The sequence below is a fragment of the Bacteroidales bacterium genome, from assembly GCA_016707785.1.
Taxonomy (GTDB): domain Bacteria; phylum Bacteroidota; class Bacteroidia; order Bacteroidales; family UBA4417; genus UBA4417.
Map to the genome: position 1 here is coordinate 1 of JADJGZ010000045.1, position 17097 is coordinate 17097.

The following is a 17097-nucleotide window of genomic DNA, read 5'->3' on the forward strand; positions in this document are numbered from 1 at the left end:
GTCTATAAGAATATTGCTTTGCAAATTCATTACGATTGAGTATATTTCCGGTAAGGGTTGTATAGGCGCTATGAGCCTGTTGGGTAGCAGGTGAGTGTTGTAAAGTGAAAGCTTAATCCAGCTTATTTCAATCCTAAGGCTTCAATAATCGCTTCTACCTTCTTTTCCAGTTTGGCGTCTTCAGCTTTAAAATCTTCAAACCTGGCCAGTCGGGCCTTTATACTGAAATAAAACTTAATCTTGGGTTCGGTTCCACTGGGGCGGACAGAAATCTTACTGCCGTCTTCCAGGAAGAACTGTAAAACATCGCTCTTTGGCAGACTGATGGGTGTTTCGGCACCGGTATCGAGCTGCTGCGATTTCTGTAATAAATAATCCTTGATCATAGCGACCTTCATGCCGGCAATCTCTTTGGGAGGATTGGAGCGGTAATTGTCCATCATGGCTTTGATCTCAGCCTGTCCGCTCATGCCTTTACGCACCACATTTACCAGCTTTTCCTTGAAAAGTCCGTATTCGAGGTACATATCAATGAGCATGCGGTAAAGGGTAATTCCTTTGTCAGCAGCCCAGGCAGCACATTCGGCAAAAATGCAGGAGGATACCACAGCATCCTTATCCCTGACAAAATCACCAACCATATAGCCGTAGCTCTCTTCACCACCACCGATAAAGGTCTTCTTGCCTTCCAGGTTGCGGATCACTTCAGCAATCCACTTGAAACCGGTGAGTACATCAAAATATTCAACACCTGCTTTCTTTGCAATATCACTGATAAGCTCCGATGTTACAATGGTCTTCACGATAAATTCATTGCCTGTTAGCTTGCCTTTGGCTTCCCATTGTTTGATGAGGTAGTAGGTGAGCAGGGCGGCAGTTTGGTTCCCGTTGAGAAGTATATAATTTCCATCGAGGTCTTTTACACCTACTCCAATGCGGTCTGCATCAGGGTCGGTGGCAAGGATCAGGTCGGCCTGGATTTCTTTGGCCATCGCAAGAGCCATTTCCATAGCAGCCGTTTCTTCCGGGTTCGGTGATTTCACGGTTGGGAAGTCCCCGTTTGGAGTGGCTTGAGCTTCAACAATATGCACATTATCGAAACCAAATTGCTTCAATCCTTTAGGAACCAGGGTTATACCTGTACCGTGAATTGGTGTGAAAACGATTTTCAGGTCGCGGTGACGGGCTATTACTTCAGGAGCCAGGGTATATTTTGCCATGGTTTCCAGGTAAGCCGTATCTATAAGTTCACCTATAATATTGATTTTCAGATTATCGCCATTAAAGTTCACCTGTTCAAAAGAGGAGATTTTCTGAGCTTCAGTAATAACATTTTTATCGTGAGGGGGCACCAGTTGTGCTCCATCGTTCCAATAAACTTTATAACCGTTGTATTCCTTTGGATTATGGGAGGCGGTTATTACGATCCCGCTATGGCAATGCAGGTACCTGACAGCAAAGGATAATTCAGGGGTAGGGCGCAGTTCCTCGAAAAGGAAAACGAGGATGCCATTCGCTGAGAGCACTTCCGAAGCAATGCGTGCAAAATAGCTGCTATTGTTGCGGCAGTCGTGGGCAATGGCCACACGGATTTCTTCTCCGCTGGTATAGACTTGTTTCAGGTAATTGGCCAGTCCCTGGGTAGCCATTCCGACGGTGTATTTGTTCATACGGTTGGTTCCCACACCCATGATACCCCTGAGTCCGCCGGTACCGAATTCCAGGTCGCAATAGAAACTCTCTGCCAGTTCATTAGGGTCATTATCAATCATGTGACGGATTGCATTTTTGCTTTCCTCGTCTATATTTCCATGCAGCCATTTCTCGGCGCGTTCAAGAATTTTCGGGTCAATGCTCATAATTGGATATTGTTACTGTACGTTACAAATATAGGAAGATTGAAATCAATTGTGAAAGGGGAGAGGAGTTTTTTGAGAAAGGAGTTGGGGAGATGGGGAGATGGGGGGGGGGAGAGGGGGATGGGGAGTGGGAGATGGGAGAATGGGAGATTAGGAGATGCCCCGAAAGGGGGGCCTTGGGCTCCCATGTGCCTGAGTGCATTGAGGGTTCAACTAATGGAACACGAATAACACGAATACTAACACGAATCTTCACGAATAATGTTCAAGTTCATTTGTGAAATAATCGTCAATTAATTGAATTCGTGTTAATTCGTGCAGTTATTCGTGTAATTCGTGGTCTATTATTTTCTGCAAAGCAATAATACCTAAGTTCAAAATTTCTGAATTATCGAGCCAAATATTTCCCTCCGGGAAATAGTCGATATTTATGTGGTTCCCCCCCCAATCCCCAATAAATAGGGGGAGTTGTCTTCCTATGAGTAACAATCATTTCTAACTTGATATATCATCAAACTTGCAATTTATCAAATCTTTGCAACGTTTCTCAGCACCCGGCACCCAGCACTCAGCACTTATTAATCTTTGGAGAGAAGCGAAATCCCCCGCGAATCCATCGCCCGGGTTGAGGGACATTCCCGAAGTCGATGGTATTTACATCCAATAGGTTTGAGCCTTCAACATAGAGAACCCATCCCTTGTATGTCCAGGAAATCCTTGAATCGAGAAGAAAGAAAGGTTGGTAAGCGGATTCTGTTGTTTCTGCAACTCCATTTACATATTTGATATATCCCCCGGCTCGATCCTGGTAGGAGAGGCTCCAATGGGCTGAAACGTTTTTTATAATCCGGTGGCTCAACTGGAAATCTGCTTTATGCTTTAGAATATCCAGAACATATTTTGAGAGAAAATTGTCACTCGATTTATTGGCAGTAATCATGGAATAACCTGCAGATACAGAGGAAATAAAGCAATCTCTCTTAAAGTGACGGTTGAAATCGGAATGGAAGGAGATTTCTGCTCCTGTCAGGTCGACATCTGTGAGATTTTCAGCATGCCATTTCTCTTCAGCAGTTGGTTTTACCCAATCGATCATATTGCTGCCATAGCGCTTAAAGACAGCCAGGTGCCCCGACATCCCATTCTTCAGGAATTTGACCCCACTTTCGATGCTGATAGCTTCTTCCGGTTTCAAATCCGGGTTGCCAATACTTACAGCATCATTATAATAAAGATCGGTAAAGGTAGGCAGCCGGAGTGTGCGGTTTGCCGAAGCATAAATCCTGAACAGCTCATTAAGTTGGTAACCGGCATCCAATCCGGGATAGATTGAAAAACGGCCTTTGATTTCAGCCTGGTAATTGACTAAAAATCCGGCAGATACACTGAAATTCCCAACATATACTGATTGCTCACCAAAAAGTGCAGCATGTACTCTTTCCTTTCCCAAATAGTATTTGGCGGATGCTTCAGAAGGAATGGAAATGGGAACGGAGAGGGAATCTCCCAGTTTATTGGAAACGATCTTCTCATACCTGATATCATAGCCTGCCGTTGTTTTGCCATACTTGCCCTGGATGAAGGTATAGCTGGCATTGGAACCAAGCACGTCTGTTCTGTGGTAATTATGTGATGTATACCAGGAAGGTGGATCACTTCTGAATAGCTCAAATCGGTCAAAATGCCTCCTCCAGTAGACCACAGGTGAGAATCCCGGCTTTTGGGTATTGATCCTGAGTGAGGCAAACAGTGTACGAGTGGCCTCATATTGCAGTGGATACTTAGGAGTATAGAAACTATTGGCACCAAAATCCTTTGAGGAAAACCCTGATTGCATTTCGATTGTGGATTTCCCGGTTTTGATTTTATTGTGATAAAAGAAATTAAACTGCTCAAAATCAGTGTTGGAAATGAACCCATTTGAGGCTGATTTCCCTAAAGCGAACTGATGAGAACTCTGCAAGATTTTTAGGCCTAAAGTTCCATTGACCTTGTATAATCCATGTTCACCTGCCATTCCCGCAATGGCTGCCTGGGGGCAATTCTCAACAGAGGTGATAATATTGATTACGCCATTGAATGCATTGGGGCCAAAGATCCTGGCACCGGCTCCCTGAAGAATTTCAATCCTTTCAATGGCTGAAATATCCAGCGGTAGATCCAGGTTATGATGCCCTGTCTGAGGATCAGTGATATTTACTCCATTAAGCAATATCATTGTCTGATCAAACGAGCCTCCCCGAATACTGATATCAGCCTGTATCCCGAAAGTTCCCCGACTACGGATATCAGTATTCAGCGCATATTCCAGCACATTTTCGATACTCTGCACCGGAAGATTACTGATATCTTCCTTACTGATCACCTGCACAACCCGCATCAGGCGTGAATAGGTGACAGCAGTCTTTTCTGCAGTAATGACCAATGGTTCCAGTTCTTTTGCCGGGAGTAAGGTATCTGCCTGTTGTGCAAAGGAGAGTATGGGGAAGAGTGTAATGGAAATGAGAAAAAGCAGGATTATATTCCTGATGTTCAGTTGATTATATTTCATTAAATAGAAAAGTGGCTTGGTTAAAAGCCTGCAAAGATAATTGCTTTCCTGATTGGTGATTCGTTATAATGCCAGCATTGCCCTGCTTGCAAAAACCAAAATAACAATAATATACATTGCTATCATCGCTACTGTATAGATCCCAATAAAAACGAAAAGACTTTTCAGCCTTTTCAAGGCAGTTGTCATTGTAGTAGTGTTATTATTACGGATAGCCTTTGTGATATTGTTTGAAAAGCTATTGAGGAAGTATAGAGGTATAAAGGTGATTACACCGAAAATGACATAGATAACAGCAACGAAACCTGAGGTTGATGCAGTCACAATTCCTCCCATTCCATCCATTTTATCTCCCATCACATTATAAATCAATCCCAGTGATAAGCCCGCCAGCACTACGAATCCAATACTTATAAAGCCGAGTATTGCAAGGAATTTACCCCATTTTGCTGCGATCGCCAGGTAAGCCACTGATGCAGGGGTTAGTTGAGGATGTCCTTCCTGGGTAAGGTTGTTTTCGGTAAAGCTAGTCTCTGTCATGGCCTGATCAATTGAAATAGTTGAACACTAGAGTAAAAGTAGGAAAACAATGCATATTTCATGCATTCCAGCAAAAAAAACAACATTTCAACCCTTTCTGTTTGTGTAGCAAAAGCCTCAGTGACTACATTGCATGAAGAAGTCAGCAGGAAGTGCTTCTCTTATAATTTTGGTTCCCGGTGAGTATTTATCAGGATTGAAAGAATCCATGGGCATGCTTTTAGGGCTTTGCATCTCAATGACTTTGAATTCGGTTCTCCGGTTGGCCTGGTGTTCGTCTTCACTGCATTTTACTCCATCAGAGCAACGATTTGTAAGTTGATATTCTCCGTACCCTTTACTTTGAATTCTATCTATTCCAATGCCATTAGATTTCAGGTAATTAACAGCAGATTGTGCCCTTCGAAGGGAAAGCTTGTCATTGTAGGCAAATGATCCCCTGCAATCAGTATGTGAGGCCAACTCAATAGTGATGGGGTTGTCTTTCATGATGCTTACCAGCTTATCGAGTGCTGGTTCGGCATCGGGACGGATATCGGATTTATCGAAATCATAGTAAATGTTTTCCAGGGCAAATACCTTATTCAACTGCAATTTGGATAGCAACAGATCCCGGGGGGCCAGGTTGTCTTGTCCTGCCAACATTACATCGGCTTTCCAGGCAAGGCAATCAGGAATAGAGCCTTGTTCAGTGGCTTTTACAATGAGCGGGGCAGGGACAGGCAAAATAGCCTTGTAAATGCCTTGAGCATCTGTTCTGACAATGATTACGCTATCATTTAATTCGTTGAGAATAAATACAACTGCATTTTCCACAGCCAAACCTGTTTCCTTTTCTTTCACATGTCCCCAAATTGTAACAGTTTGCTTCTGGATTTCTTCAGCGATGGTTTCTTTCTCTGTTTCGACTGCTTTTTGTTCTTCTTCTACGATTTCTTCTTCAATGGCAATACCTTTCAGCTTTTTGAAAGCATAGATATCATCCAGTCCTTGTCCGCCCGGACGATTGGATGCAAACATACCGTAAGTGGTTCCGGGTATCCAAATGATTGAGAAATCATCAAATGAAGAATTAATGGGAGCCATAATATTCTCAGGGGTGAGATATCCCTGGGCCGTTTCTCTTGTGCTGAAGATATCGAGCCCACCATACCCTGGGAGTCCATCGCTGGCAAAAAACAGGGTTCCATCACTTTTGAGAGAAGGGAACATTTCATCTCCGGAAGTATTGACAGCTGCACCCAGGTTTACAGGATTGCTCCATCCGGAAGGAGTGCGGTTGCATTTCCAGATATCGGCACCTCCAAATCCTCCTGGCATATCTGAAACAAAATAAAGCAAAGCCCCATCGCTGCTGAGAGCAGGATGCCCTACTGAATAATCATAACTATTCATGAAGAAAGGTTCCATTTTTTGCCAGTCACCCCTGATTCGTTTCGAAGAATAGATTTTCAGGAAATCTGTTTTAATCTTTCCTGTTTTCCTGGCATTCTTGTCGCGGAATGAGCGGGTGAACATTGCCAGGGAATCACCGGCAAAATTCACCGGACCATCATGGAAGGATTGGTTGAAGCTGCCTTGCATGGGATAAGGATCCCTGTAATCACCAAAAAATTCACCATTAACTTTAGGCTTCGCATAATAGATGTTGAGATATTTTCTTCCGGTCCAACCATAGGTATCATCATCTATATCAATGAAACCCCTGTCGGAGGTAAATGTAAATCCATTGGAATAGAGAGCAGGCCCGAAATCACTCTCTTTGGAATTGATACCATTCAGTGTCCTGACTTCAAATTTAGGAGGTTTGTTCTTCCACTCACCCTGCAGAAGTTCACATTGCTTTATGTAATTGGCTGTTTTACTGTCGGATGGATTTACTTCTGAATACTTTTTGAAAATTTCAGCAGCCCTGTTATAATCTCCGGAAGCCTGCAATGACTTGGCATAGTAAAGAAACCATTCCGGTTGTGGGTTAGGCAAGGTCACGGCTTGTTCATACCAACTCCTGCTGGCTTCAACATCATGTTGCATCCGGTAGCATTCAGCAAGCATAGGGATTGCAGCAGCATGACAGGAGGGTTTATCGATGGCTTTTTGCAGAATTTCAATGGCTCTTGAGTACTCAAAGAGGTCCATTCTTTTCTGGGCTTTTCTAATCAGATGCTGAGAATTTCCTGTGAAAGAGAGAATCAATATTCCTAATATGAGTAAATGTCTGATTTTCATGGTACTGTTGATTATAAGAGGGGCCTTGAAATATTTGAATTGTAACCTGACTTTTATTTAGAAATAGCGTGGAGTCATCATCCTGGAACGGAATAAATCGAAATCAAACCCCAGCCTGATTTCATGAGAACCTTTATTATAGGCTTGTAACTCATTGAACCAGATATCATAGGCATATCCAATCCTCATTTTGCGCGAAACGTTGAATTCGGTCATGAATGAAACGGCTTTTTCAGAACGATATGAAGCGCCAATCCAGATTTTTTCGGCAAATAAAAGACTGAGGTTCAGGTCGATCTGAGGGGGTGCATTCTGAACAAATTTTGCCAGGATGGATGGCCTGAAAACAATCTCATCGGAAATAGGGAGTGCTGCCCCGGCCATCCCGTAGAAATGACGCAACAGCTTGGTAAACTGGTCTTTCCCATTAATGGTCACGATCCCCATTTGGTTTTGTAACAATTGCTTTGAAGAAAGTCCAAGGTAGTACCTGCTGCTATAATAATAAATGCCGAAATTGGCATCTGCAACAGCTTTGTTCCTCATTTCTGCCCTGTAGAGAGGATCCTCAGTATCATAAGGATTGATCCTTGACCATAGGATATCCGAATATTTTACTCCGGCTTGCACTCCAAAGGACAGTTTTGATTCGGGAAAAATGAGGCGATAAGCAAAAGTAGCCAGCGCTCCCTGGTTGACTGTAGCCCCAATCACATCATTATACATATTGAATCCCAGGCCAATATGAGGATTGACCAATGGGGCATGTACTGATGCACTGAAGGTTTGAGGTCCTCCTGACATGCTCACCCATTGATACCGGTAAATGGCATCCACAGTAAGAGCATCCCGGCTGCCGGCATACGCGGGATTCACAGCCAGCTTATTGAACATATACTGACTGAATAAGGGATCTTGCTGTGCCTGCAGGGTTCCAGTTATTAGCATTAGCACTAATGGAAGTATCTTTTTCATCGCCTTATATTTTCATTTTTCTTGTTTAGAATACGATCTGGTTACTCATGCTATTATTTCCTGTTTGCTTTCACCAGGACATATCCGCTCTTTGCATCTTCTGTCATAGTCCCGGATAAGGGATCCATATGTTTTACCTTTACAATGTAGAAATAGGTGCCATCAGGTACAGGGTCTCCCTGTTCATTGGTGCCGTTCCATACTGTAGTGGTGTTGTCATAATGCGCAAACGACCGAATTCTGTCACCCCAGCGGTTGAAGATCAATACCTCGTTTTCCGGCCAGAATTGAATATTATCTATAATCCAGTCATCGTTATGGTAGTCACCATTGGGAGTGAGGTAGTTATAGATTACAATATCATCAAAGGGACGTTCCCCGAAAACCCGGATCACAACCAGGGCAGTATCGCAAAGCACTGGCATCCCATTGTCGCAAATCTGGTAAACCAATGTGTCAAATCCTTCATATCCTGCTACAGGAGTGTAGGTAAGAGTATTGTCTTCATTGATGATAACATTGCCAAAATTTGGTGGAGTAATGATAGTTATACCTGTAATGAAACCATCTGGATCACTGTCGTTGATAAGTACAGGAATAATTGCAGGGATGGTTACAGAAGCTGTGTCCTGATCAGGATTTGCTATCGGTGGCAGATTAGCAGCTCCCATCATTATATTCAACGTATCCATATCAGAGCACCCAGTACTCAGGTCCATAACGGTGAGGACAAATTGGGTATTAGCATTGAGAGTCAGAGTGGCTGAATTCAGATCATTGGGGGTGGTCAAAAGACTGGCAGGCTCCCAGTTATAAGCCAGGAATCCTGAACCACCGGATGCCGTACCCGAGAGGTTAGTAGTGGATCCTGAAGGAATCTGCTGATCCGGTCCTGCATTAACCAGGATAGGATTACTTAGCGTTATACTTACCTGGTCGGATGCCACAATGCTTCCACATAATTGATTTCCCTGGACTGTGAGTGTAAAGGTTATCGTGCCTGTTTCTCCGGCAGAAGGTGTGTAACCAGGACTAAGCGTGTTTTCATTGATAAGGATACCCTCACCATCATGACTCCAGCTCAGACTACTGTAATTGCTGGCAGTTGCCCCCTGGATTACGAAAGGATCACTATTGCATAAGATTATATCCGGGCCTGCATCCACTCGCGGACCTTGTTCAATGGTAAGGATGAGCTGATCACTGCTTATACCGCAGGGATTCACTCCACTAGCTGTTAAGGTCAGAGTGACGGATCCGGCTGCCTGATCTTCAGGACTTGGTGAATAAATGGTTTGCAATTGCCCGGTTTCACTAAATACTCCTGTCCCACTACTGGTCCAAAGGAGTGAATTATAGTCTGATGCAGTAGCTAAGCTAATACTTACAGCTTGTCCATCACATCCTGAAAGGTCAGGTCCTGCATTTGCTTCAGGTGCAGGAATAATCTCAAGGACCAGGCTGTCGGTTGCGGATGCACAAGGTACCGATCCTGTTGCAGTAATGGTTAAAGTGATGAATCCGGATTCTTCCGGGTCCGGAATATAGGTGGGACTAAGGGTAAACTCATTTTCAAGGATTCCAGCTCCATTATGGCTCCATGAAACAGTAGAACTGCCCTGCGTAACTGCAGATAAAAGGGTGATTGACTGGTTACTGCAAGTGATAGTATCTTCACCTGCTTCAACCATAACCAAAGGTGAGAGGCTCAGAACCATGGAATCAGAAGCTGTCCCACAGGGTGCAAAACCCGTTGCTTCAAGGGTAAGGATGACAAAACCAAGGGTAACATCTGAACCGGAAGGAATATAGGTAGGATGCAACAGTGATGGGTCATTGAAACTCCCTGTACCATTGCTGCTCCATAAGAGTCCTGAATAGTATTCTGCTTGCGATGTACCTAGATAATAAGGACTTTGATCACAGGAAACAGCATCATCTCCGGCTGAAACAACAGGTGTTCCATGAATAGTAAGGATTATGGTATCTGTTGCATCTGTACATGGACTGTTCCCAGTTGCAGTGAGATAAAAATTCACCTGTCCTGTTTCATTTATACCGGGTGTATAAGTGGGAGTTAAGGTACTTCCACCCGAAAGGGATCCGGTACCAGTATGGGTCCAGTTAACAGATACATAATTACTTGCTGTAGCTTCAATGTTAAATGCGGAACCCTGGCAAATTGCAGCATCCGGACCTGCATCTGCTTCAGGCGCCTTCATAATAAACAAAGTCATTGCATCACTGATGCTGGGGCAAGGATCAGATCCATACACTGTGAGTGTCAGGATTACTGAACCATTATTGATGTCCCCGGTGCCCGGCGTATATAAAGGATGAAGCAGGGAAGGATCATTAAAGGTGCCAGAGCCGTTGCTTGTCCATATTAGTGTATTGAAATATCCGGCAGATGAATTACTTACAAGGTAACTGCTTCCTTCACAAATTGAATCATCCGGTCCTGCATTTACAACCGGTCCAGGAATAATGCTCAGTAACATCTGGTCGGTAATATCACCACATGGAGGATTTCCATAGGCAATGAGATTAAGGTAAATATTACCGGTCTCACCAGCCTGCGGAACATAAGTAGGAGTAAGGGTATTTGGATTTAACAGGTTCCCTGCTCCAGTGGTGGTCCAGAGTAATCCTGAATAATTATTTGCCGAAGCTCCTGTAACTGTAAATCCTGAGCTGCCTTCACAAATTACTTCATCCGGACCGGCTGATGCAGTTACTCCGGAATGAATAGTGACAGATTGCTCACAGCTGTTGATGTTGCCATGAATATCAATGACTGTCCAGGTAACTATAGTTATACCTGCCGGGAAAGTGGAAGGAGCATTATTGGAAATACTTGCAATCTCACAATTATCGGTTATGACAGGATCACCAAGAAGAACAGGTTCATTAACGCATAAAGTAATATCAGCAGGACAACTTATTGAGGGCAACTCACTATCCACTACAGTGATAATCATGGAGCAGGTATCTGTATTTCCGCATTCATCGGTGACAGTCCAGGTAACCTGGGTAACTCCAACTGGATAAACACCGGATGCATTTGCAGTTCCATTAAAACTATTCAGCAGAGTGACATTTCCGCAACTTTCAAAGTAGGTAGGGACAGGAACAACGATGTCAGCACTGCACAATCCGGGATCATTATTTGCTATAATATCGGTTGGACAATTAATTTCAGGAGCGGTTAAATCAACAATGTTAAAGCTGGCAGAAGTGTTAGATGAATTTCCGCATTCATCTGTTGCTGTAAATGTAACTGTCGCAGAACCAGTGTTTCCACATAGATCACTTAGAGAAGTAAAATCGTTGGCCCAGGTGATCACACCACAATTATCTGAAGCAGTAGCCCCTCCAAAAGATGAAAGCCAATTGGCAAGACTTGTACTATTTCCGGAGCCATCACATTCAACCGTTAAATCAGTAGCAGGTTGTATGATAACAGGGCTTGTAACATCCTGAACCGTAATAATTTGGCTGGCAATGGCTTCATTTCCGCAATTATCCACTGCTTTCCAGGTGCGGGTAATGATATAAGCCCCCGGACATGCTCCTGGAACCTGGGTTTCACCTTCATAGGTTACAGTAACATCAATGTCGCAATTGTCGGTAGCAGTCGCAACTCCTGGTTCAGGAACAGCCGAACATTCGATTGTAATATCTTGAGGAACTGTCAATACCGGGTCTGTTACATCCTGAACAGTGATGATTTGGCTGGCTGTGGCTTCATTTCCGCAGTTATCCAAGGCTTTCCAGGTGCGGGTGAGGGTATAGGCATCCGGACAAGCACCGGGAGTCTGGGTTTCGCCTTCAAAAGTAATCGTGACCTCTGTATCACAGTTATCTGTAGCAGTAGCGATTTCTGTTCCAAAAGCAGGAATCGCAGAGCATTCAACGGTAATATCTTCTGGAACCGTTAATACCGGGTCAGTCACATCCTGAACGGTGATGATTTGGCTGGCTGTAGCTTCATTTCCACAGTTGTCCACTGCTTTCCAGGTGCGGGTGATGGTATAGGCATCCGGACAAGCACCAGGAGTCTGGGTTTCGCCTTCAAATGTAATCGTGACCTCTGTATCACAATTATCGGTGGCTGTAACGATTTCGGTTCCCAGGGCAGGAATCGAAGAGCATTCAACGGTTAAATCTTCAGGAACCGTTAATACCGGGTCTGTTACATCCTGAACAGTAATGATCTGGCTGGCTGTGGCTTCATTTCCGCAGTTGTCCACGGCTTTCCATGTGCGGGTGAGGGTATAGGCATCCGGACAAGCACCAGGAGTTTGGGTTTCGCCTTCAAATGTAATCGTGACCTCTGTATCACAATTATCTGTGGCTGTGACGATTTCGGTTCCCAGGGCAGGAATCGCAGAACATTCAACGGTAATATCTTCCGGAACTGTTAATACCGGGTCAGTTACATCCTGAACGGTAATGATTTGGCTGGCAGTGGCTTCATTTCCGCAGTTGTCCACCGCTTTCCAGGTGCGGGTAAGGGTATAGGCATCCGGACAAGCACCGGGAGTCTGGGTTTCTCCTTCAAAAGTAATCGTGACCTCCGTATCACAATTATCGGTGGCTGTGACAACAGCGGTTCCCATAACAGGAATCGCAGAGCATTCAACGGTAATATCCTCCGGAACTGTCAATACCGGGTCAGTTACATCCTGAACGGTAATGATTTGGCTGGCTGTAGCTTCATTTCCACAGTTGTCCACTGCTTTCCAGGTGCGGGTGAGGGTATAGGCATCCGGACAAGCACCAGGAGTTTGGGTTTCGCCTTCAAATGTAATCGTGACCTCTGTATCGCAATTATCGGTTGCAGTAACAACAGCAGTTCCCAAAGCAGGAATCGCAGAGCATTCAACGGTAATATCTTCAGGAACCGTCAGTACCGGGTCAGTTACATCCTGAACGGTGATGATTTGGCTGGCTGTGGCTTCATTTCCACAGTTGTCCACCGCTTTCCAGGTGCGGGTGATTGTATAGGCATCCGGACAAGCACCGGGAGTTTGGGTTTCGCCTTCAAAAGTAATCGTGACCTCCGTATCACAGTTATCGGTTGCAGTAACGACAGCGGTTCCCAAAGCAGGAATCGCAGAACATTCAACGGTTATATCTTCCGGAACCGTCAATACCGGGTCAGTTACATCCTGAACGGTGATGATTTGACTGGCTGTAGCTTCATTTCCGCAGTTGTCCACCGCTTTCAGGTGCGGGTAAGGTATAGGCATCCGGACAAGCACCGGGAGTCTGGGTTTCGCCTTCAAATGAAATCGTGACATCCGTATCGCAGTTATCAGTAGCAGTAACGATTTCTATTCCTAAAGCAGGAATCGCAGAGCATTCAACCGTTATATTTTCCGGAACTGTCAATACCGGGTCAGTCACATCCTGAACGGTGATGATTTGGCTGGCTGTAGCTTCATTTCCACAATTGTCCAAGGCTTTCCAGGTGCGGGTGATCGTATAGGCATCCGGACAAGCACCGGGAGTTTGGGTTTCACCTTCAAAAGTAATCGTGACTCTGTATCGCAATTATCGGTTGCTGTAACAACAGCGGTTCCCAAAGCAGGAATCGCAGACATTCAACGGTAATATCTTCAGGAATAGTCAGTACCGGGTCAGTCACATCCTGAACGGTAATGATTTGGCTGGCTGTGGCTTCATTTCCGCAGTTGTCCACCGCTTTCCAGGTGCGGGTGAGGGTATAGGCATCCGGACAAGCACCAGGAGTTTGGGTTTCGCCTTCAAAAGTAATCGTGACTTCCGTATCACAATTATCGGTTGCAGTAACAATAGCAGTTCCCAAAGCAGGAATCGCAGAACATTCAACGGTTATATCTTCTGGAATCGTTAGTACCGGGTCAGTTACATCCTGAACGGTGATGATTTGGCTGGCTGTGGCTTCATTTCCACAGTTGTCCACCGCTTTCCAGGTGCGGGTGATAATATATGCATCCGGACAAGCACCAGGAGTCTGGGTTTCACCTTCAAATGTAATCGTGACTTCTGTATCGCAATTATCGGTAGCAGTAACAACAGCAGTTCCCAGAGCAGGAATTGCAGAACATTCAACGGTTATATCCTCCGGAATTGTTAATACCGGGTCTGTTACATCCTGAACAGTAATGATTTGGCTGGCTGTAGCTTCATTTCCACAGTTGTCCACTGCTTTCCAGGTGCGGGTGAGGGTATAGGCATCCGGACAAGCACCAGGAGTTTGGGTTTCTCCTTCAAATGTAATCGTGACTTCTGTATCACAGTTATCAGTGGCAGTAACAACAGCGGTTCCCAGAGCAGGAATCGCAGAGCATTCAACGGTAATATCTTCAGGACCGTCAATGCCGGGTCAGTTACATCCTGGACAGTAATGATTTGGCTTGCAGTAGCTTCATTTCCACAGTTATCCACTGCTTTCCAGGTGCGGGTGATGGTATAGGCATCCGGACAAGCACCAGGAGTTTGGGTTTCGCCTTCAAAATGTAATCGTGACTTCCGTATCACAATTATCGGTAGCAGCAATTTCGGTTCCAAAAGCAGGAATCGCAGAGCATTCAACGGTAATATCTTCAGGGACAGTCAATACCGGACTAGTTACATCCTGAACGGTAATGATTTGGCTGGCTGTGGCTTCATTTCCGCAGTTGTCCACGGCTTTCCAGGTGCGGGTGAGGGTGTATGCATCCGGACAAGCACCGGGAGTCTGGGTTTCGCCTTCAAATGTAATCGTGACTTCTGTATCACAATTATCGGTTGCAGTAACAACAGCGGTTCCCAGGGCAGGAATCGCAGAACATTCAACGGTTATATCTTCAGGAATCGTCAGTACCGGGTCAGTTACATCCTGAACGGTGATGATTTGGCTGGCTGTGGCTTCATTTCCACAGTTGTCCACCGCTTTCCAGGTGCGGTTGATTGTATAGGCATCCGGACAAGCACCCGGGTTTTGGGTTTCTCCTTCAAAAGTAATAGTGACTTCTGTATCGCAATTATCGGTTGCAGTAACAACAGCAGTTCCCAAAGCAGGAATCGCAGAACATTCAACGGTTATATCTTCAGGAACCGTCAATACCGGGTCAGTTACATCCTGAACGGTAATGATTTGGCTGGCAGTGGCTTCATTTCCACAGTTGTCCACAGCCTTCAGGTGCGGGTAAGGGGTATATGCATCCGGACAAGCACCAGGAGTCTGCGTTTCACCTTCAAATGAAATCGTGACCTCTGTATCACAGTTATCGGTAGCAGTAACAACAGCGGTTCCCAGGGCAGGAATCGAAGAGCATTCAACGGTTATATCTTCAGGAACCGTCAGTACCGGGTCAGTCACATCCTGAACGGTAATGATTTGGCTGGCAGTGGCTTCATTTCCACAGTTGTCCACTGCTTTCCATGTGCGGGTGAGGGTATAGGCATCCGGACAAGCACCAGGGGTTTGGGTTTCGCCTTCAAAAGTAATCGTGACCTCTGTATCACAATTATCGGTTGCAGTAACGATTTCGGTTCCCAAAGCAGGAATTGCAGAACATTCAACAGTTATATCCTCCGGAATCGTTAATACCGGGTCAGTTACATCCTGAACAGTGATGATTTGGCTGGCTGTGGCTTCATTTCCACAGTTGTCCACCGCTTTCCAGGTGCGGGTGAGGGTATAGGCATCCGGACAAGCACCGGGAGTTTGGGTTTCGCCTTCAAATGTAATCGTGACCTCTGTATCACAATTATCGGTGGCAGTAACAACAGCGGTTCCCAAAGCAGGAATCGCAGAACATTCAACGGTTATATCTTCAGGAACCGTCAATACCGGGTCAGTCACATCCTGAACGGTGATGATTTGGCTGGCAGTGGCTTCATTTCCACAGTTGTCCACCGCTTTCCAGGTGCGGGTAATGGTATAGGCATCCGGACAAGCGCCGAGTCTGGTTTCGCCTTCAAATGAAATCGTGACATCCGTATCGCAGTTATCAGTAGCAGTAACGATTTCTATTCCTAAAGCAGGAATCGCAGAACATTCAACTGTTATATCTTCTGGCACTGTCATTACCGGGTCAGTCACATCCTGAACGGTAATGATTTGGCTGGCAGTAGCTTCATTTCCGCAGTTGTCCACGGCTTTCCAGGTGCGGGTGATTGTATAGGCATCCGGACAAGCACCGGGAGTCTGGGTTTCGCCTTCAAAAGTAATCGTGACTTCTGTATCGCAATTATCGGTTGCAGTAACAACAGCAGTTCCCAGGGCAGGAATCGCAGAGCATTCAACGGTTATATCTTCCGGAATTGTTAATACCGGGTCAGTTCGCATCCTGAACGGTGATGATTTTGGCTGGCGGTGGCTTCATTTCCACAGTTGTCCACCGCTTTCCATGGGCGGGTAAGGGTATAGGCATCCGACAGGAGCCTGGTGTTTGGTTTCACCTTCAAACGTAATGTGACATCTGGATCACAATTATCTGTTGCTGTAATCCCTATTCCGGGAACGGCTGTACAATCAACGGTTACGCTTGCAGGAGGAGTAAGCAAAGGATCCAGTTTTATCATCCACAATGATCTACTGGGTACAATAATTATAGTTTCCATTGATATCGGCTACGGCATAAACTCTGCTGATAATTTCCGGGCATATCAGGTTATTGGAGGTTTCACTCACCAGGAAAAAACTCCCCGGATCAATCCCATCACTGTCAGTTGCTGATCCACCGGCAGCCACAAACTCAGTGTAGGTAGAATAGGCAGCAGGAACCACAGTTATACATTCCTCTTCAATTGTTGGCGGGCAAAGGACAATAGGTTCAACATCATCAATTACAACCACGGTTTGAGTGCAAGTAGCTGATAGTCCTTGATATCAATCACAGTCCAGGTAACTAAAAGTGCTACCCACCGGGAACTGCGAAGGAGCATTGTTATAGGTTGTATCAACTC

At 45.2% G+C, this 17097-nt stretch carries 12 protein-coding genes; all 12 read right to left on the bottom strand.

Annotated elements, in window-relative coordinates:
* Window positions 1–122: 122 nt before the first annotated feature.
* The 12 genes from IPH84_17440 to IPH84_17495 all read right to left on the bottom strand — a co-directional run bounded on the left by IPH84_17440 (window position 123) and on the right by IPH84_17495 (window position 16987).
* Window positions 123–1859: a phospho-sugar mutase gene (locus tag IPH84_17440; GenBank protein ID MBK7174961.1), complete on the bottom strand. Its 1737-nt coding sequence runs from the start codon at window positions 1857–1859 to the stop codon at window positions 123–125.
* Between the two features lie 568 nt (window positions 1860–2427).
* A complete protein-coding gene (locus IPH84_17445) occupies window positions 2428–4410 on the bottom strand; it encodes a TonB-dependent receptor (protein MBK7174962.1) in 1983 nt (660 codons plus the stop codon).
* Between the two features lie 63 nt (window positions 4411–4473).
* Entirely contained in the window at window positions 4474–4950 is a 477-nt protein-coding gene (locus IPH84_17450) for a hypothetical protein (GenBank protein MBK7174963.1), read from the bottom strand.
* A gap of 117 nt (window positions 4951–5067) precedes the next feature.
* A complete protein-coding gene (locus IPH84_17455; GenBank protein MBK7174964.1) occupies window positions 5068–7179 on the bottom strand; it encodes an OmpA family protein in 2112 nt (703 codons plus the stop codon).
* A 57-nt stretch (window positions 7180–7236) separates the two neighbouring features.
* Window positions 7237–8154, bottom strand: coding sequence for a type IX secretion system membrane protein PorP/SprF (locus IPH84_17460; protein ID MBK7174965.1), 918 nt, complete (start codon window positions 8152–8154; stop codon window positions 7237–7239).
* Between the two features lie 53 nt (window positions 8155–8207).
* On the bottom strand, window positions 8208–13409 hold the full coding sequence (locus IPH84_17465; GenBank protein MBK7174966.1) for a gliding motility-associated C-terminal domain-containing protein: 5202 nt from the start codon (window positions 13407–13409) through the stop codon (window positions 8208–8210).
* Window positions 13360–13713, bottom strand: coding sequence for a hypothetical protein (locus IPH84_17470; protein ID MBK7174967.1), 354 nt, complete (start codon window positions 13711–13713; stop codon window positions 13360–13362). The genes IPH84_17465 and IPH84_17470 overlap by 50 nt, the downstream gene beginning before the upstream one ends.
* Window positions 13685–14347 (bottom strand): hypothetical protein, encoded by a 663-nt coding sequence (locus IPH84_17475; GenBank protein ID MBK7174968.1) that lies wholly within the window; start codon window positions 14345–14347, stop codon window positions 13685–13687. Before IPH84_17475 ends, IPH84_17470 begins: the two co-directional genes overlap by 29 nt.
* Window positions 14290–14682 (bottom strand): hypothetical protein, encoded by a 393-nt coding sequence (locus IPH84_17480; protein MBK7174969.1) that lies wholly within the window; start codon window positions 14680–14682, stop codon window positions 14290–14292. The genes IPH84_17475 and IPH84_17480 overlap by 58 nt, the downstream gene beginning before the upstream one ends.
* Window positions 14654–16477 carry a hypothetical protein gene (locus IPH84_17485; protein MBK7174970.1) on the bottom strand — a complete coding sequence of 608 codons (1824 nt, stop codon included), beginning with the start codon at window positions 16475–16477 and terminating at the stop codon, window positions 14654–14656. Before IPH84_17485 ends, IPH84_17480 begins: the two co-directional genes overlap by 29 nt.
* Entirely contained in the window at window positions 16456–16713 is a 258-nt protein-coding gene (locus IPH84_17490) for a hypothetical protein (protein MBK7174971.1), read from the bottom strand. Before IPH84_17490 ends, IPH84_17485 begins: the two co-directional genes overlap by 22 nt.
* A gap of 10 nt (window positions 16714–16723) precedes the next feature.
* On the bottom strand, window positions 16724–16987 hold the full coding sequence (locus IPH84_17495; protein MBK7174972.1) for a hypothetical protein: 264 nt from the start codon (window positions 16985–16987) through the stop codon (window positions 16724–16726).
* Window positions 16988–17097 lie beyond the last annotated feature (110 nt).